Genomic DNA, 15955 nt, shown 5'->3' on the forward strand with positions numbered 1-15955 from the left:
GCCGTCAGAACCGGTACTGAAGCTCGATCCCGTAGGTGCGGGGGAAGTTCAGCTTGTTGGTCCGGCGGAAGGTGCCGAGCCCGGTCGCGGAGCTGACCGTGGAGCTCTGATAGGCCACTTCGTCAAAGGCGTTCTTCACATAACCGATGATGGTGTAGCGGCGATCGGCGTCGCGCCACAGCGCCCGCAGGTCGACGATCTCGTTCGATTCGGCGGTGTGTCGCGGCGAGGCGAAGATCGTGGTCTGCATGTCGTCGGTATAGGTGTAGGTGGCCCCGAGTGTCAGGCTGCCGGGCGTGAAGTCCCAGGTGTAGTTGGCGCCGATGTTGAGCTTGTGCTCCGGGGTCATCGGCAGGCGGTTGCCGACCAGCGTCTGGGGCTGGCTCGTTCCCACCAGCGGCCCGGTCGGGCGGGCGCCCGGCTGCAGGGCGCGCGGGTCGTTGGTGTCGACGTAGCAGCAGCCCTCGGTGATCTCGGCGTTGATATAGGCGTAGCTGCCGAAGAGCTGCAGGCCGTCGATCGGCGCCCACTGGGTCTCGATCTCCAGACCCCAGTTGCGGGCTTCGAGATTGAGGAAGGTCGTTCCGGTGGAGCCCGTCGTCGGGTTGAGGATGATGCTGAGCGGCGCCTGGAAGCCCTGATAGTCGGCGTAGAACAAGGCGGTGTTCAGCTGGAAGCGGCCGCCCCAGGTCTTCTTGAAGCCGAGTTCGTAGTTGTCGACATATTCCGGGTCGGCGTAGGGCGTCGGCGTCAGGCCGTTGGAGGCCAGCCACCCGCCCGACTTATAGCCGCGGCTGTAGCGGGCGTAGATGTTGGTGTCGCCGTCCGGCTGCCACTGGACGCCCAGGGTGCCGGTCCAGGCGTCGTAATCGGCCGAAAGGTCGCGGATCAGCCCGCCAGTCGGGACTTCGCGCAGATTGGCGTAGACCGGGTTGGCGTGGCAGGCGGCCAGGTTCGCGCCGCCGCAGACCACGAAGGTGGTGAAGTCGAGCGCGATGCCCTGGGCGACGGCCCCGGGAAGGCCGACGAACTGCTGCAGCAGGGTCGTGGTGGTGTTGGTCCGCGAGACGTAGCGGGCGAAGTCGGTGCCGCTCTTCTCGTCCTTGGTCCACCGCAGGCCGGCGGTGACCGTCCAGTTCTCGGCGAACTCGTAGTCGAGCTGGCCGAACACGGCGAAGGAGTCGACCTCCAGGCTGCCGTCGACGAACAGGTAGTTGCCGTCCGGGTTCGCCGGGGCCGGGCCGCCGGTGGCCAGGCTGAGCGGGTTCCGCACCGCCGCATCGCCCAGCACCCGCAGGCCCTGAGGCTGCGAATATTCCTGGTGATACTGGTAGACGCCGACGATCCAGTTCAGCGGGCCGTCGCTGTTGGACGACAGGTTGATTTCGTTCGACCACCACTTCTGCTTCTCCTGATAGAAGAAGCGCTGGTCCGGCGAAACGTTGGTGGCCGTGTAGGCGCCGAACGGCGTGGCCGCCGGAATATTGATGAGGCCGGTGCGCGAGGAGCGGTCCTCGTCGCCGTTGGTGTTGTAGACGTAGGACTGGATGCCGCCGAGATACTTCAGCGTGGCCCAGCCGAGATCCCAGGTCAGGTCGAAGTGGAGGCGATGGTGGTCGCTGAGCTTGCCTTCGTTTGTCTGGTTGGTGTCGATCTTGAAGGGGTCGCGCGTGGCCGGATTGACGCCGGTGTAGCCGAAGGTCGGGTTGTAATAGAGGGCGGCGTTGCCGAGGCCGGTGATCGAGGCGGTGTCGTAGGGCGTGGTGACCGCCTCATGGACGTTGCCGACCCCATAGCTGTCGTCCCAGTCGAACTTGGTATAGCGCAGGCGAGCGACGATGTTCTCCCCAAGGTCGGCCTCGACCTGGGCCTCGAACATCCAGCGCTTGACCGCACTGGTGTCGCCGGCCGGCCCGATGTTCTCGATGAAGCCCTCTTCGCGGCGCTGCACCGAGGCGCCGACGAGGAAGCGCAAGCCATCGGTCACCGGCCCCGTGACCAGGGCGTCGGTCTGCCAGGTTCCGTAATTGCCGACGGTCGCGCGCACTTCGCCGCTGAAGACGTCCGAGGGCCGCTTGGAGATGATGTTGAGCGCGCCCCCGATGGAATTGCGGCCATAGAGGGTGCCCTGCGGCCCGCGCAGGACTTCAGTCCGCTCGATGAACAGCGACGGGGTCGAGGAATCGGCCATCGAATTGGAGAAGATGCCGTCGGAATAGAGCGCCACCGAGGGATCGGTGCCGATGGCGTTGGTCAGGCGCCCGAAGCCGCGAATCGAGAGGCGGTCGTTGTTGGTGTAAGCGATCGACGGCGTCACCCGGGCCAGATCCTCCACCGTGGCGACGCCCAGCACGTCGCGGCGCTCGGAGGTGTAGGCGGTGACGGCCACAGGCACGTCCTGCAGGCTCTGCTCCCGCTTCTCGGCCGTGACGACCAGTTCCTCGATGGTGAAGGCCTCCTGCGCCCAGGCGGGCGAGGCGGCGGCCGACAAGGCGGCCAAGGACGCGCCCGTGACGAAGAGACTGCGCAGACGCAGGGTGTCGATCATGTTTACCTCCCAGCCAGACGCGGGCGTTTAGCCGCCCGTCGCGTGTGCTTGTGGACAAGGCTGGGGGTCTCGAACGGCGTTCGAATAGAGGGAAAAGCGCCAAGGCGACGCTTTCCCGCGACAGGTGTGTCCTTTCACCTACGGGTGATGAGCGCTTCCAGCCCGCGGACGGCCGATTCCACCGCCGCCTCGCAGCCCTCGCCGCCGGCGAACCGGATGGCGGCGATGCCTCGGCCCCAGGCCCAGATGGCGTCCGCCGCCTGGCGCGCCATCTCCACCGGGAAGATGTCGGCGTAGTCGGCCATGATGGCGGCGCGGGAAACCGCCAGGGCCTCGGCTTCGGCCTCGGCCACCTCGGGGCGACGGCCGGCGTCGCGAGCTTCGTACATCAGCTGGTAGAGGGCCGGTTTCTCGCGCAGGAAGTCGAGATAGGCCGCGCCGGTGGATCGCAGCCCCCCCTCTCCGCCCTTCACGGCGTAGGCTTGGCGCATGGCCTCGGCCAGTTGCCGGAAACCGTCGACGGCGAGCGCCCCGAGCAAGGCGCCCTTGTCGACATAATGATAATAGACGGTCCCCGGCGCCACGCCCGCCCGCTCGGCGATGGCCCGCAGCGAAAGCGCGTCCTTGCCTTGGGTCTCCAGGATCTCCCGGGCAGCGGCCAGCAACTGGCCGCGCACATTGCCGACGTGGTAGCTGCGTCGGCGGGCCAGCGTAGCCGGGCTCACGACGCGCGTTCCTGGCGTGGTCCGATATCCAATCCGCACCTGCGATCGGCCCGCCGCACAGCCCTGCGGCGCAGCCTTGTTATCAGCGGTAAGTTAATGCCCGTTCCCGCCCGCCGGTCAATGGCCCCTCAGGCGAGCTCGGCGACCCTGGCCTCGAGCGCGGCGACCAGGTCCGCAGGCGAGAGCTCCATCTGCAGGCCCCGCTGGCCGCCGTTGACGAAGACCCTGGCGTGGGCGAGCGCGGCGCGGTCGACCACCACCGGGCTGCGCCGCTTCTGCCCGAACGGGCTGACGCCGCCGACGCGATAGCCGGTGATGCGTTCGGCGTCGGCGGGTTTCATCATCTGGGCCGACTTTCCGCCCATGGCGGCGGCGAGCTTCTTCATGGCCACCTCCCTGTCGGAGGCGAGGACGGCGCAGACCGCCTTGCCGTCCACCTGGGCCATCAGGGTCTTCAGCACACGCTCGGCCGGAACGCCCAGGCTCTCGGCCGCCTGCAGCCCCACGCGCGGGGCGTCGGGATCGTAGTCGTAGCTGTGCAGCGCATAGGCGAAGCCCGCCTTGTCGAGGGCGAGCGTCGCGGGCGTGGTCCTGGCCATGGCCGGGCTTTAGCGTGGGTGCGGAAACTCGGCCAGTCCCTCTTCCTCCCCGGCGAAGCGGGGTAGGAAGAGGGAGGAAAAGAGGATCGCGCTCAGTCTTCCTGGTGGCTGACCGCGGCGGTGGAGCCCGGGCCCCAGGCCTGGGCGCCTTCGCCCTCGAACCAGAAGGGCTTGCGGGGCTTGCCGCCCAGTTCGTCCATCGTCGTGGCGTCGAACACACGCCCGCCGGCCACCGTGTAGCGGATGGCGGCGGAGTTGCGGATGTCCTCCAGAGGATTGGCGTCGAGCACCACGAGATCGGCCAGCTTGCCCGGCTCCAGGGAGCCCAGGTCCCGGTCCAGGCCCAGATAGCGGGCGCCGGAGAGGGTGCCGGCGCGCAGGGCCTGCAGCGGCGTCATGCCCCCCTGCGCGAACATCCAGAGCTCCCAGTGGGCGGCCAGGCCCTCACGCTGGCCGTGGGCGCCGAGCTGGACCGAGACGCCGAGGTCGTTCAGCTCCTTGGCCGCCCTGGAGATGTCGATGTGGTTGTACTCCTCGAGCGGCATCTTGACCCGCCGGCGGGCGCGGGCGTCGAGGATGCGGCGCGGGACGAATTTCGAGAGCCGAGGGTCGGCCCAGACGTCGGTGGTCTCGTACCAGTAGTTCTCGCCGAAAGATCCGCCATAGGCCACCACCAGGGTCGGCGTGTAGCCCACCCCCGTGGCCGGCCAGAGCTGGCGCACGTCGTCGTAGATCTTCGCCACCGGGACGGAGTGCTCCACCCCGGTGTGGCCGTCGACCACCATGGTCATGTTGTGCTGGAAGAGCGAACCGCCCTCCGGCACCACCATCATGCCAAGCTCCCGGGCGGCGGCCAGAATCTGCTGGCGCTGGTCGCGCCGGGGCTGGTTGTAGCTCTTCACGCTGAAGGCGCCGATGGCCTTCATCCGGCGCAGGGTGGAGCGGGCGTCCTCCAGGCTGTCCACCTGGGCGGTGAAGGGCGCGGTCGCTCCGTAGAGGATGGTGCCGGTGGAGAAGATCCGGGGGGCCACGACCTCGCCGGCCCTGGCCATTTCCGAGTGGGCGAAGATCTCCGCGGAGTCATTGGACGGGTCGTGGATGGTGGTCACCCCGAAGGCCAGAGAGGCGTAGTTCACCCAGCTCTGCTGCGGGATGATCTGCTCGCTGCCCATCGACCCATGCCAATGCACGTCGATCAGGCCGGGGACGATGGTCTTGCCGGCCGCATCGATGGTGCGGGCGCCGGCGGGAACCGCGACCTGGCCGCGTGGCCCCACCGCCTCGATGCGATCGCCGTTCAGTACGATCACCCCGTCCTCGATCACCTCGTCGCCCTTCATGGTGACGATGCGTGCGCCGACGAAGGCGGTGCGGCCCGTCGGGGCGGCGGCCTTCTGGACGAAGGAGATGTCGATCCCCTGCTCGGCCGGCTTGGGCAGTTCCTTCGGCGCGCCCTCCACGAAAGCGAAGACGTCCTTCAGCTCCCGCGAATAGAGTTCCGGCCCCAGCGACCACCAGAGCCGCCGCCCGTCCCCCGACCAGTGCAGGTATTCGCCGGCGTCGCGGGAGACGCGGGTCACCGGGATCGAGGCGGTCTTGGGCGAGAGGTCCACGGCCTTCCCGGTGCGGACGAAGGGCGCGACATAGGCGTTGAACCGCTCGGTCCAGGCCACGTAGCGCTCGTCGGGCGACAGGGAGAATTCGGTGGCGAACTCGCTGGTCAGGTGGGTGCGTTCGTCCGAGCCGTCGAGCTCGATGGATTTCAGCGCCCGCTTGTCGCCCTCTCCCGTCGCCAGGAAATAGACCCTGTCGGGCGCGGCGCCGAACTGGGGCTGGCGGCCTTCCTTCGACAGGCGCACAGCCTCGCCCCCGCGGGCCGAGACGGCGTAGAGGCCGGTCTCGCGGCCCCAGACCGCCGGATTCAGAAAGCCGTCGGAGGTGGCCCGATAGACGATGGTCGCGCCGTTAGGGCTGAAGGCCGGCTCCACATAGTGGCCGGGCCGGCGCGTCACCACGCGGCCTTCTCCACCGGAGGCGGGGACTACGCGGACCGAGCCGTATTCGGCGTCGCTCCAGGTGGTGTAGACGATGGAGCGGCCGTCGCGGGACCAGGCGGGATAGAACTCGTGGTGGGTGGCCTGGCGGGTCAGGCGCCGCGGCGCGGCGTTGGACTTCAGGTCCTTGATCCAGAGATAGCCGAGCGCCTGGTAGACCACCTTGTCGCCCTGGGGGCTGACCTCCGGCCAGCGCAGCATCCGCACCTTGAACTCGGGCGGTGCGACCTGGACGGGGAAGCGCACCGCTTCCTGTACGGCGCGGGTCGTCCGTACACGGAACGGAATCTCGTAGACCGCCTTGTTGGCCGCATCGATGCGCTTGATCTTGCCGCCGGCCCAGACGACCAGGGACTTCGAATCCGGCGTCCAGGCGATCGCCGGATAGACGCCGTGGACGGCCCAGGTCTCCTGCATGTCGCGGTCGAGGCCGTCGAAGACCGGCGTCTCGCGGCCCGAGGCCAGGTCCATCACATAGAGCACGGACTTGTACCGGACCCGGCGGATGAAGGCCAAGGACTTGCCGTCCGGCGAGGGGGTCGGGCGGATGGAGCCGCCGGGGCCGGTGACATAGGGCTCCACCTCGCCCGTCTCGCGATCCAGGCGCTGGATCACATAGATCTGGCCGTTGACGTCGCGCGAGTACTCGAACACGCCGCCCGGCGTGGTGTCGTCGCTGAAATAGAGATAGCGGCCGTCGGGGCTGAAGGCCGGCTCGCCGGTGTCCTTCTGCTCCGTGCGCTTGGTGGTGAGCTGCAGGCCTTCGCCGCCGGAGCGGTGATAGAGCCACATCTCGCCGGCGCCCAGGGAGCGGCGCGAGGTGAAGTGCTTGCGCGCGACGATGAACTCCGAATCCGGCGTCCAGGCCGGCTGGTTCAGCAGGCGGAAGGTTTCCTTGGTGACCTGGCGCGGGTTCGACCCGTCGCGGTCGATGATCCAGATATTGTCCCCGCCGCCGCGGTCCGAGGTGAAGGCGATCCAGCGGCCGTTGGGTGAATAGCGGGGCTGCATGTCCCAGGCGACGCCGGCGGTCAGCGCCCGGGCCTCGCCCCCCGAGATCGGCATGACATAGAGGTCGCCCAGCAGGTCGAAGACGATCTCGCGCCCGTCGGGGCTGACGTCGACGCTCATCCAGGTGCCGCTGGTCACGTCGATCGCGACCTCGCGCGACCCGCCCGGCGGGTTGGAGACGTCCCACTTCGGCGCCTCCTCGGCCCTGGGGGGCGCGGCGGCGCCCGTCTGGAGCGCCTGCATCTGCAGTTCCTGCTCCACCGGCCGCGGCTCCTGCTCGGCTTTGGTCGGATTGACCGGATCGGCCTTCTTGTCGCCGGTCGGCGGAGGCGGAGCCGGCGGCGGGACGGGCTGGGTCTGGGCGTAGGCAGGGGCCGCCAGCACGAGGGCGAGGGCGGCGGAAAGCAGGCGGCGAGACGTCATGGGCACCCCGGACTTGAAACCGGGCGCACCTTCGTCCCCGAAAGCCCGGCTTGTCGAGAGGCCAGGTTCGATTTCGCGCTGCAGCATCGGGAGAACGCAGTTCCGGCGCTCCCCAAACCGGGTTAGAGGGGAAAATCTGCCATTTTCCGGACCGAACGGCGCGGAAACCGTCCCTGCAGCGTTTCCCCGTTCGTCCACCTGGAGTCCCGAGCCTCATGACGAGCGATCCCGCACCGCCGCCGGCGAAATCCGCCCTGGACCTGATCGGCCACACTCCGATGGTGGAGCTGCAAGGCTTCGACACCGGACCCTGCCGCCTCTTCGTGAAGCTGGAGAGCGCTAATCCCGGCGGCTCCATCAAGGACCGTATCGCCCGTTCGATGATCGAGGCCGCCGAGGCGGACGGTTCGCTGAAGCCCGGCGGGACCATCGTGGAGGCCACAGCGGGCAATACCGGCCTGGGCCTGGCCCAAGTGGGCGTGCTGAAGGGCTACCGCATCCTGCTGGTGGTGCCCGACAAGATGAGCCGGGAAAAGATCCAGCACCTGCGGGCCATGGGCGTCGACGTGCGCATCACCCGGTCCGATGTGGGCAAGGGCCATCCGGACTACTATCAGGACATGGCTGAGCGCCTGGCGCGCGACATTCCCGGCGCAGTCTACATCAACCAGTTTTCGAACCCGGCCAATCCCGCGGCGCACGCGGCGACGACCGGGCCGGAGATCCTGGAGCAAATGGGCGGCGACGTGGACGCGGTGGTGGTGGGAGTCGGTTCCGGCGGCACCCTGACGGGCCTTGGCCGCTTCTTCGCCCAGGCCTCGCCGAAAACGAAGATGGTGCTGGCCGACCCTGAAGGCTCGATCCTGGCGCCCCTGATCAACACCGGAAAGATGATCCAGCCGGGTTCGTGGATCGTGGAGGGGATCGGCGAGGACTTCATCCCCGACAACTGCGACCTGTCCTTCGTCGCCAAGGCCTATTCGATCCCCGACGCCGAGAGCGTGGCGGCCGCCCGCGAGCTCCTGACCAAGGCCGGCGTGCTGGGCGGATCCTCCACCGGCTGTCTGCTGGCCGCAGCCCTGCGCTATTGCCGGGAGCAGACGGAACCTCAGCGCGTGGTGACTCTGGTCTGCGATACGGGCGCCAAGTACCTGTCCAAGGTCTATAACGACAGCTGGCTGGCCGAGCAGGGCCTGACCAAGCGCGAGCTGCACGGCGACCTGCGCGACCTGATCGCCCGTTCGGCATCGGAAGGGGGCGCCGTCACCGTGGGGCCCGACGACACCCTGCTCACCGCCTACAACCGCATGCGCCAGGCCGATGTGAGCCAGCTGCCGGTGATGGACGACGGGCGCTTGATCGGACTGATCGACGAAAGCGATCTCCTGGAGGCGGTAGAGGATTCCAAGCCCGACAAGCGCTTCGCCCAGAAGGTCAGCGCCGCCATGACCGCCAAGCTCGAGACCCTGCAGGCGGATGCGCCGCTGGACGCCCTGCTGCCGGTCTTCGAGAAGGACCAGGTGGCGATCGTACTGGACGGCAAGGAGTTCCTGGGCCTGATCACCCGGATTGATCTCATCAACTATCTGAGGCGCGCAGCGTGAGCGACGGAAACCCCGCCATGGGCAAGAACCGCCTGGAATTCGCCACCCGCGCCATCCACGGCGGCCAGAGCCACGACCCCACCACGGGGGCGGTGATGCCGCCGATCTACGCCACCTCCACCTACGCCCAGACGAGCCCCGGCGAGCACAAGGGCTTTGAATATTCCCGCAGCCAGAACCCCACCCGCTTCGCCTTCGAGCGGGCGGTCGCGGACCTGGAAAGCGGGACGCGCGGCTACGCCTTCGCCTCCGGCCTGGCGGCCATCTCGACCTTTCTGGAGGTGCTGGACTCAGGCGCCCATGTGATCGCCAGCGAAGACCTCTATGGCGGCTCGTTCCGGCTGTTCGACAAGGTGCGCCGGCGCTCGGCGGGCCTTGAGTTCAGCTTCGTGGACCTGGCCGACATCGCCGCGGTGGAGGCGGCCATCCGGCCCAACACGCGGATGATCTGGGTGGAGACCCCCACCAATCCGCTGCTACGCCTGGCAGACCTGGAGGCGCTGGCCGATCTCGCCCGGCGGCGCGGCCTGATCGCGGCGGCGGACAACACCTTCGCCAGCCCCTATTGCCAGCGGCCGCTGGAACTGGGCTTCGACCTCGTCATGCATTCCACCACCAAGTACCTGTCGGGCCACTCCGACATCGTCGGCGGAGCCCTGGTGGTGGGCGATAACAAGGAGCTCGCCGATCAGGTGGCGTTCCTGCAGAACGCCGTGGGAGCCGTGGCTTCGCCCTTTGACTCCTTCCTGGCCCTGCGTGGGGTGAAGACGCTCGCCCTGCGCATGCAGCGGCATTGCGAGAACGGCTTGAGGATCGCCCAGTGGCTGGAGAACCGCCCCGACGTGGCGCGGGTGATCTATCCGGGGCTCCCCAGCCATCCGCAGCATGAGTTGGCCAGGCGCCAGATGACCGGCGGCTTCGGCGGCATGATCACCGCGGTGCTGGACCGCGATCTGGCCGGAACCAAGCGGATGCTGGAGCGCACGCGTCTGTTTACGCTGGCCGAGAGCCTGGGCGGGGTGGAAAGCCTGATCGAACATCCGGCGATCATGACCCACGCCTCGATCCCGGCGGAGACGCGGGCGCGGATCGGCATCGCCGATGGCCTGATCCGCCTCTCGGTGGGGGTGGAGGACGCAGGCGACCTGATCGCCGACCTGGAGCAGGCGCTGGGGTGAGGATGGGGAGCGAGGCGCTCGACTCGCCCTCTCCCTCGGGAGAGGTGGAGCGCGGAAGGGCCGCCCTCATTTTTAACTAATCTGTCAAAACTTTTGTCGGCCAAAAATTTGGCCCGCTGCGGGGGATATTCGCAGCGGGCCTCATTTTGAGCAGTCGCTCTTGTTGAGCGGGCGTTTCCTCCCCGAAACGCCGGAGACTGTCGGACTTGGTGGCCGTCATGTCTCTCGCCAGATGAGAAAACGGTAATTTTTGACCCGAGTCAACGGGCCGAATTGGGCGTACAGGGTAAATTCTGATCAGATTTCCGCGATCTTCGCGTTTCGCGTGTGAAACAGCCTAGGTTTTGACGCTTCTGTCAAAATTCAGCCGCCCCGCAAGGGCGGCCGAGGGCGCGCAGGCGGTCTCATAGACGAAATCCGGACGCGAGACGGTCACCGGCCCCAGGCCGGCCGCCGCCAAGGCCATGGAGGCCTCGGCGATTCGGTGTGCGGGCACCAGCAGGCCGTTGGGGCGGCGGATGGCGCCTTCGGAGATCAGCCGCTCCACCACCGGCTCCTCCCGCGGATCGGGCGGCCAGGCCAGGGTGGCGGTCTCGTGAGCGGCGGCGCGGGCCTCGACGATGCGCAGGAACCGGTCGGCGGCGGCGAACTGGGCCGCCGACCAGCCGGCGCGCAGGGCGGCCGCCAGCTGGGCCTGGCTGCGCAGGATCGTCCCGTCGGAGATCACCTTCAGGCCGTTGGCGGCCAAGGTCGCGCCCGTGGTGGTGATATCGACCACGATCTCGGCCATGCCGGCGGCCGGCGCGCCCTCCGTGGCGCCGCCGGACTCGGCGATGCGGTAGTCGGAAAGCCCGTGCCGGGCGAAGAAGTCCCGCGTCTGGACCACATATTTGGTGGCGACCCGCATCCGGCGGCCGGTCCGCGCGAGCATGTCGTGCGCCACCTCTTCCAGGTCGGCCATGGCGTCGACATCGATCCAGCTGCGCGGAGCGGCGACCACCAGGTCGGCGCGGCCGAAGCCGAGCGCGCGCAGCAGCAGCACGCGCGCCTCCAGGTCCCCGCCACGCTCGCGCAGCAGGTCTTCGCCGGTGACGCCCAGATGCGCTTCTCCGGCGTCCAGGGCCTCGGCGATGTCGCCGGCCGACAACAGGCGCACCTGCACGCCCGTCACGCCCTTCAGCTCGGCCATGTAGCCGCGGGCGCCGCCGGCCACGGAGAGCTTCAATCCGCAGTCGGAGAGCCAAGCCTCCACCTGTTCCTTCAACCTGCCCTTCGAAGGGACGGCGAGGATGAGAGGCGCGTCGGAACCGGTCATGCTTCGCCTCCCGCCCAGGCCCGCCAGGGCCGGACCATGCAACCCACCGCCCGCGCGCCGGTCGGGCCGCCCAGGCGCGCCGGCAAACCGTCATAGCGGCCGCCCACGGCCACCGGCCGCAGGGAGCCGAGCGCTTCGGAGCGGATCTCGAAGGTCAGGCCGTCGTAGTAATCGAAGGCGTGGCCGAGGGCTGTGGCGAACCGCAGGGCGCTTTCCGCAACCCCCGCCTTCGCCAGGGCTTCGAGGCGGAGCTCCCAACCGGCCAGCGCGGCCTGCAGGGCCGGCGCCGCGCCAGCCATGCCGCGGATCCGGACGAAGGCCGCGGCCGGCGCATCCTCCACCGCCAGGAAGGTGCGGATCGCTTCGGCCTGTTCCCGCGTGAGCGCTGGCGCACGCGCGGCCTCGGCCCGACGGATCAGCCGCCCGGCGATGGCGGCGGGTCCCCGGCCGCCCACCGGCTCCACCCCGGCCAGAGCCCAGACTTCCGAAAGCACCTCGGCGGCCTCGCCCTCCGGCAGGCCCGCCAGCAGCTCCGCCAAGCGCCCGCCGCCCGCGGGCTCGGCGACGGCCTCGCCGGCGCGCGCCAGCTCCTCGGCCAGCAGGCGGGGACGCCCCGCCACCCGCTTCAGGCGCGCGGCCAGGGGCTCGGAGAGCTCCAGCGCGTCCACGAAGGCCCCAAACAGCGCCACGTCCCCCAGCCATAGAGCCAGGTCCTTGCGCCCGCCCGCCGCGGCCGAAGCCCAGGCCAGCGCCGCGATCTCAGCGTCGGCGTCGATGATCGAGGCGCCGGGCGCATCGAACCGTTCCAGCCCCAGCTGGCGGAACTCGTCGGGGAGATCCGCGCCGAGGGCCGCGCGGAACGCCTTGCCTTCGTAGAGATAGCGCCCGTCGGCCCGGCCGGCCTCCAGGTGCTGGCGCACGATCGGCACGGTGAAGTCGGGCCGCAGGCAGGCCTCCTCCTCGCCCTGGGACTGGACCACGAACAGGCGCGACCGCACCGCCTCGCCGGCGAGTTCGAGCAGCAGGCCGAGCGGCTGCAGGATCGGGGCGTCCACGGCCTCCGCGCCTGCGGCCAGGAACGGCGCGCGAATGGCGGCCATAGGATCAGGCGGGACGAGCGGCTCGGCGCGCATGCTCAGGCCTCCAGGATCCGGCGGATGGCCGGCACGAGTTCGCTCCGATCGACGGTCTGCTGGCCCGGCCGCTGGGCGCGCCAGGCCTCGTTGTCGGCCACCTGGGCGGAGAGTTCGCGGCCGAGGTCGAGGTCCTTGATCGTCACCTTGCCGGCGGCGATCTCGTCGCCGCCCAGGATCACCGCGGCGGGCGACAGGCGGCGGTCGGCATATTTCATCTGAGCCTTCATGCCCGAGGCGCCGAGATAGACTTCGGCTGGAATGCCGGCCGTCCGCAGCTCCGCTGCGACCGCGAAGTACTGGGCCATGTCGTCCTGGCTGAAGGCGATCACCACCACCGGGCCGCGCGCCTGGCCCCCAAGATCCCGACCCGCCGCCCGCAAGGCCGAAACCAGGCGAGAGACGCCGAAGGAGAAGCCGGTGGCCGGAACCGGCTGACCGGTGAACCGGGCCACCAGATCGTCGTATCGGCCGCCGCCGCCGATGGAGCCGAAGCGGACCGGCTGGCCCCTGTCGTCGGCCGTCTGCAGCAGCAGCTCGGCTTCGAAGACCGCGCCGGTATAGTATTCCAGGCCCCGGACGATGGCCGGGTCGAACATCGCCCGATCCGAGGCGACCCCAAGGCTGTCGAGGGCGCGATGAATGGCGGCGAGTTCCGTCAGGCCCGCATCGCCCTCGGCCGATCCGCCGACGATGTTGGAAAGCCGGTCGAGGGTGTCGGCGCGACCGCCCGCGCCCCCCGCAGCCGTGAAGGCGAGCACGGCGTCGGCCCCCGCCGAGGAGAGCCCCGCGCCTTTGGTGAAGGCGCCGGATTCGTCCAGGCGGCCCTCACCCAGCAGCAGGCGGACGCCCTCAGGTCCGAGCCGGTCGAGCTTGTCGACCGCCCGCAGCACCGCGAGCTTCTGCCCCTCGTCGGAAACGCCGGCGGCGGCGAGCAGACCGTTCAGGAGCTTGCGGTTGTTGATCTTGATCACCGCGGTCCCCGCCGGCAGACCGGCCGCTTCCAGCCCCTCGACGGCCATGGCGATGACTTCGGCGTCGGCCTCGGGACGGGACGAGCCCACCGTGTCGGCGTCGCATTGCACGAACTCACGGAACCGGCCGGGGCCGGGCTTCTCGTTGCGCCAGACCGGGCCGTAGGCGTAGCGGCGGAACGGCTTGGGCAGGGTCTCCCAGTTCTGGGCGGCGAAACGGGCCAGCGGCGCAGTCAGGTCGTAGCGCAGCGCCATCCACTGGTCGTCATCGTCCTGCAGGGCGAAGACGCCTTCGTTGGGACGGTCGGCGTCGGGCAGGAACTTGCCGAGCGCATCGGCATATTCGAAGGCGCCGGTGTCCAGCGCCTCGAACCCATAGCGTTCGTAGACGGCCGAGACCTTGGCCAGGATGGCGCGCTCGGCCGCAAGGTCACGGGCGCGGCGATCGATGAAGCCGCGGGGATTGCGGGCCTCGGGACGGGCGGTGGCGTCGTTCGTCATGGCCGTCCGCCTAAAGCCTACGCCCGCGCGCGGCAAGGCGCGGCGCGGTCGATGCAGAAAGGGTGATGTCCATCGTCAGGTCCTTGGGTGGAGGTCGACGGATGGAGCTTTCGCCTTGGAGAGCCCCATCCGCGGTGCGGGAGGCTCGGAGGGGTCGCGTCAGGCCATGCGATCCCGGCCGATGCCGCCGCGGGCGGTCGGATGGTGATGGCCGTGATGGTACGACAGGCGCGTCATGACGGGCGGCTTCTAGCCGAGAGACATGAAGAAAGCGAGTCTTCAGCCCCTGAGCCGCGCGATCAGGGCGGCGGTGGAGGGGTCGTGCGCGCCGGCAGGGCCGCCTTCCAGTTCCTTGAGAATCCGTCCGGCCAGGGTCTTGCCGAGTTCCACGCCCCATTGGTCGAAGGAATTCACGCCCCAGAGCGCGCCTTCCACGAAGGTCTTGTGTTCATAAAGCGCGATCAAGGCGCCCAGCGAGGCGGGGTCGAGCCGTTCCAGCAGAATGAAGCTGGACGGCCGGTTTCCATGAAAGGTCTTCTGCGGGGCCAGTTCATCGACGCGGTCCTGCGGCAGGCCCTGGGCTGCGAGCTCGGCGCGAACCTCGCTCTCGGGTTTGCCGATCATCAGGGCTTCGGCCTGGGCCACCGCGTTGGCCAGCAGCTTGCGTTGAGAGGCCGCCTCGCCCTCCGCGGCCTCGCGCACCGCCACGATGTCGAGCGGGATGACCTCCGTCCCCTGGTGCATGAGCTGGAAGAAGGCGTGCTGCACGTTGGTCCCGGCGTCGCCGAAGACCGCGGCCGCCGAGGATCGGGCCAGCGGGCGGCCGAAGGCGTCCACCTGCTTGCCGTTGGACTCCATCTCCTGCTGCTGGAGATAGTTGGGCAGGAGACGCAGGCGCTGCGCGTAGGGCACGACAGCGCGCACATGGCGGCCCAGGCCGTTGTTGTTGAAGACGTGGGCGAGGGCCAGCAGGACCGGGGCGTTACTTTCGAGCGGGGTCTCGCGGAAATGCGCGTCCATGGCCGCCGCGCCGGCGAGGAAAGCCTCGAACGCGGCCCAGCCCAGCGCCACGGCGCAGGAGAGGCCGACGGCCGACCACACCGAGTAGCGGCCGCCCACCCAGTCGCCGAAACCGAAGATCTGGTCGGCCGGCACGCCGAAGGCCTGGGCGACGTCCGGCGCTGCGGAGACGGCGATCATCTGGGCGTCGGCGGCCGGCCCCAGCGCCCCGCGCAACCAGGCCCGGGCGATCTGCGCATTGGCCATGGTCTCCTGGGTGGTGAAGGTCTTGGAGACGACGACCACCAGGGTCTCCGCCGGATCCAGGCCCGCCAGGGCCAGCGCGATGGCGGCCGGATCGACATTGGCGGCGAAGCGCAGGTCGATCTGAGGTTTGAGCGGGCGCAGCGCCTCCCAGACGAGCTGAGGCCCGAAGTCGGAGCCGCCGATGCCGATATGGACGATGGCGCGAATGGGTTTCCCGCCGGCCCCCGCCTTGGCGCCGGACCGCACCGCATCGGCGAAGGCGCGCATCTGCGCCCGGCTCGCCTCCACCTCGCGGGAGACGGGCTCGCCCTTGGCGCGGAAATCGGCGCCGATCGGCGCGCGCAGGGCCATGTGCAAGGCGGCGCGATCCTCCGACCGGTTGATCGCCTCGCCGGCGAACTGGCGCTCGCGGGCGGCCTCCACCTCTGCGGCGCGGGCGAGGGCCAGGCATGTGTCCAGGTCGGCCAGGGACCAGGGCTGCTTGGAGAGATCCAACCGCAGATGCGGAGCCTCGACGCAGAGCCTCGCCAGACGGTCCGGCTCGGCGGCGAGGAGGTCGGCGATACGGCGCGACTCTGCGGCGCGGGCGGCGGTCTCCAGCTGGATCCAGGCGTCTTGCGGCAT

General features: G+C 69.3%; 10 protein-coding genes. 2 read left to right on the forward strand and 8 right to left on the reverse strand.

All coding sequences use genetic code 11. The features are described from left to right. Window positions 1-4 precede the first annotated feature (4 nt). The 4 genes from ACK41C_RS03950 to ACK41C_RS03965 form a co-directional block, all read right to left on the reverse strand. Window positions 5-2548 carry a TonB-dependent receptor gene (locus ACK41C_RS03950; protein ID WP_409650706.1) on the reverse strand — a complete coding sequence of 848 codons (2544 nt, stop codon included), beginning with the start codon at window positions 2546-2548 and terminating at the stop codon, window positions 5-7. Window positions 2549-2682: 134 nt separating this feature from the next. After that, on the reverse strand, window positions 2683-3273 hold the full coding sequence (locus ACK41C_RS03955; protein WP_409650708.1) for a TetR/AcrR family transcriptional regulator: 591 nt from the start codon (window positions 3271-3273) through the stop codon (window positions 2683-2685). A gap of 128 nt (window positions 3274-3401) precedes the next feature. Further along, window positions 3402-3872 carry a Cys-tRNA(Pro) deacylase gene (gene ybaK, locus ACK41C_RS03960; protein WP_409650710.1) on the reverse strand — a complete coding sequence of 157 codons (471 nt, stop codon included), beginning with the start codon at window positions 3870-3872 and terminating at the stop codon, window positions 3402-3404. 92 nt (window positions 3873-3964) lie between these two features. Beyond that, window positions 3965-7360, reverse strand: a complete 3396-nt coding sequence (locus tag ACK41C_RS03965; RefSeq protein ID WP_409650712.1) for an amidohydrolase family protein — start codon at window positions 7358-7360, stop codon at window positions 3965-3967. Window positions 7361-7575: 215 nt separating this feature from the next. Between ACK41C_RS03965 and ACK41C_RS03970 the strand changes: the two genes are divergently transcribed. Together ACK41C_RS03970 and ACK41C_RS03975 are read left to right on the forward strand one after the other, a co-directional pair. Next, on the forward strand, window positions 7576-8964 hold the full coding sequence (locus tag ACK41C_RS03970; RefSeq protein ID WP_409650714.1) for a pyridoxal-phosphate dependent enzyme: 1389 nt from the start codon (window positions 7576-7578) through the stop codon (window positions 8962-8964). 17 nt (window positions 8965-8981) lie between these two features. After that, window positions 8982-10142, forward strand: a complete 1161-nt coding sequence (locus ACK41C_RS03975) for a cystathionine gamma-synthase (protein WP_409653892.1) — start codon at window positions 8982-8984, stop codon at window positions 10140-10142. A 337-nt stretch (window positions 10143-10479) separates the two neighbouring features. Here ACK41C_RS03975 and hisG read toward each other — a convergent pair whose 3' ends face one another. The 4 genes from hisG to pgi all read right to left on the reverse strand — a co-directional run bounded on the left by hisG (window position 10480) and on the right by pgi (window position 15955). Beyond that, window positions 10480-11457 carry an ATP phosphoribosyltransferase gene (gene hisG, locus ACK41C_RS03980; RefSeq protein ID WP_409650716.1) on the reverse strand — a complete coding sequence of 326 codons (978 nt, stop codon included), beginning with the start codon at window positions 11455-11457 and terminating at the stop codon, window positions 10480-10482. Further along, entirely contained in the window at window positions 11454-12590 is a 1137-nt protein-coding gene (locus ACK41C_RS03985; protein WP_409650718.1) for an ATP phosphoribosyltransferase regulatory subunit, read from the reverse strand. The genes hisG and ACK41C_RS03985 overlap by 4 nt, the downstream gene beginning before the upstream one ends. Window positions 12591-12592: 2 nt before the next feature. Next, complete coding sequence (gene hisS, locus ACK41C_RS03990; protein WP_409650720.1) at window positions 12593-14065, reverse strand: histidine--tRNA ligase; 1473 nt, start codon at window positions 14063-14065, stop codon at window positions 12593-12595. 279 nt (window positions 14066-14344) lie between these two features. Further along, entirely contained in the window at window positions 14345-15955 is a 1611-nt protein-coding gene (pgi, locus tag ACK41C_RS03995; protein ID WP_409650721.1) for a glucose-6-phosphate isomerase, read from the reverse strand.

The organism is Phenylobacterium sp. (genome assembly GCF_046290725.1).
Taxonomy (GTDB): Bacteria; Pseudomonadota; Alphaproteobacteria; order Caulobacterales; family Caulobacteraceae; genus Phenylobacterium.

What these genes read in the sequence shown, in the direction of transcription:
- hisS (WP_409650720.1), bottom strand. Translation starts at nt 14,065, where the DNA reads ATGACGAACGACGCCACCGCCCGTCCCGAGGCCCGCAATCCCCGCGGC.
- ACK41C_RS03965 (WP_409650712.1), bottom strand. Translation starts at nt 7,360, where the DNA reads ATGACGTCTCGCCGCCTGCTTTCCGCCGCCCTCGCCCTCGTGCTGGCG.
- ACK41C_RS03985 (WP_409650718.1), bottom strand. Translation starts at nt 12,590, where the DNA reads ATGCGCGCCGAGCCGCTCGTCCCGCCTGATCCTATGGCCGCCATTCGC.
- ACK41C_RS03970 (WP_409650714.1), top strand. Translation starts at nt 7,576, where the DNA reads ATGACGAGCGATCCCGCACCGCCGCCGGCGAAATCCGCCCTGGACCTG.
- pgi (WP_409650721.1), bottom strand. Translation starts at nt 15,955, where the DNA reads ATGCCGCAAGACGCCTGGATCCAGCTGGAGACCGCCGCCCGCGCCGCA.
- ACK41C_RS03950 (WP_409650706.1), bottom strand. Translation starts at nt 2,548, where the DNA reads ATGATCGACACCCTGCGTCTGCGCAGTCTCTTCGTCACGGGCGCGTCC.
- ybaK (WP_409650710.1), bottom strand. Translation starts at nt 3,872, where the DNA reads ATGGCCAGGACCACGCCCGCGACGCTCGCCCTCGACAAGGCGGGCTTC.
- hisG (WP_409650716.1), bottom strand. Translation starts at nt 11,457, where the DNA reads ATGACCGGTTCCGACGCGCCTCTCATCCTCGCCGTCCCTTCGAAGGGC.
- ACK41C_RS03975 (WP_409653892.1), top strand. Translation starts at nt 8,982, where the DNA reads ATGGGCAAGAACCGCCTGGAATTCGCCACCCGCGCCATCCACGGCGGC.